The organism is Aminobacter sp. P4_H6_2 (assembly GCF_056400805.1).
Map to the genome: position 1 here is coordinate 1 of NZ_JBFUKO010000966.1, position 1,361 is coordinate 1,361.

Sequence of the window (1,361 nt, forward strand, 5' to 3'; positions counted from 1 at the left end):
TCGTCAATCTTCGCCAGTTCAAGAAGCACAAGGCGCGCGCCGAGCGCGAGACCCTTGCCGACCAGAATCGAGTGCTGCATGGCCGCACCAAGGCCGAGAAGGCGCGCGACCAGCTGACCGCCGAGCGCGTTGAAAAGTTTGTCGACGGYCATCGCCGCGATCCCGAAAAGTCCGACCGGTGAGCCTGGTCGAAAAACGCTCGGTGACGATTCGCGGCCACCGCACCAGCTATTCGCTGGAAAAGCCGTTTTACGACGACCTCGTCGCCATCGCGGCCGCCCGCGCCATCACCCTTGCTGCTCTCGTCGCCGAAGTCGACAGCCAGCGCCCACGCGAAGCAAACCTTTCCTCCGCGCTCAGACTGTTTGTGCTGGAGCAGGCGAAGCTCGGCACTTCCAGGCGCGCCTGCCAGTAGAAGATTTCCAACTGGCGCGCCGCACTTTGCCAGGCTTTTTTTGTAATACGTTTATTCTTGACCGGGACCATTAAACGTATCGATTTTGCCCTGCTCGATGAGGATTTCTTCATGGGCGCCATCGTGCACGCAACAAAAACCAATCGCTTCAAGGCGATCGGCCCGTTTGCCGATGGTTCGATTGCGGTGATTTTGCAAGGCTGGGCCACGAAGGCGTTTCGGTCATTTCGATGCGTCCTGCCAGTCCACACGAACGAAGGCTGCTCAAATGACGGGAAAGCCAACCAGGAAAGAATTCGAACCCGGCCACGGCTACACCAAGGAAGATTGGGACGAAGTTTCCGACAGTCCTGAATGGACAGAAGAAGAGTTCAGGACCGCAAAGCCATTCGCCCTGTTTCCAAAATGGGCAGAAAGCATTCGCCGCACCCGCGGCCGCCCTTCAATCGAAGCACCCAAGCAGGTCGTGTCGATCCGGCTCGATCCCGACGTGATTGCCAAGTTCAAGGCCACGGGCAAAGGCTGGCAAAGCCGTATCAACGACGTGCTGAAAAAAGCCAAAGTGGGCTAGCACGATAGTGCGGCTGGCAAAGACTCCGCCTACTGGCTCTGCAGCGTCTTGAAAAAATCGTCCAGGCTGAGCGGGTCGAGTTTCTTCGCCGGCACAGCGTCCGCCGGAGGAGCAGATTCGGTCGGTGCCGGCGCGTTCGGCGCCGCCATAGGCCGCGCTTCCGGCAAGGGTGCCCGTTGAACCTCCGGCGCGGGTTTTGCCGCTTCCGCCTCTAGCTTCGCCTTCTGCTCGGCCTCCAGCCGCGCCCTTTCCTCAGCCGCCTGCCGTGCCTGCTCTGCCTCGTGAAGGGCCTTTTCCCTGGCCGCCTGCGCGTCGGCTTCAGCCTGGCTCCTTGCAGCAGCTTCCGCCGCGCGTGCCTCCTCCTCGGCCTGCAGC

Annotated in this window: 3 protein-coding genes and 1 pseudogene; 3 read left to right on the forward strand and 1 reads right to left on the reverse strand. The window is 61.0% G+C overall.

The genetic code is table 11. The features are described 5' to 3' along the window. The 3 genes from AC1DUU_RS32115 to AC1DUU_RS32125 form a co-directional block, all read left to right on the forward strand. On the forward strand, nucleotides 1-182 hold a 182-nt coding region (locus AC1DUU_RS32115; RefSeq protein WP_476787332.1), incomplete at its 5' end, for a DUF4169 family protein. Beyond that, a complete protein-coding gene (locus AC1DUU_RS32120; protein ID WP_476787333.1) occupies nucleotides 179-415 on the forward strand; it encodes a ribbon-helix-helix domain-containing protein in 237 nt (78 codons plus the stop codon). The genes AC1DUU_RS32115 and AC1DUU_RS32120, both read left to right, overlap by 4 nt. A gap of 268 nt (nucleotides 416-683) precedes the next feature. Next, nucleotides 684-986, forward strand: a complete 303-nt coding sequence (locus AC1DUU_RS32125; RefSeq protein WP_476787334.1) for a BrnA antitoxin family protein — start codon at nucleotides 684-686, stop codon at nucleotides 984-986. Nucleotides 987-1,015: 29 nt separating this feature from the next. On the opposite strand, the pseudogene AC1DUU_RS32130 reads toward AC1DUU_RS32125, so the two are convergent. After that, nucleotides 1,016-1,361: pseudogene (locus AC1DUU_RS32130) on the reverse strand (hypothetical protein); the annotation flags it as partial.

What these genes read in the sequence shown, in the direction of transcription:
- AC1DUU_RS32125 (WP_476787334.1), top strand. Translation starts at nt 684, where the DNA reads ATGACGGGAAAGCCAACCAGGAAAGAATTCGAACCCGGCCACGGCTAC.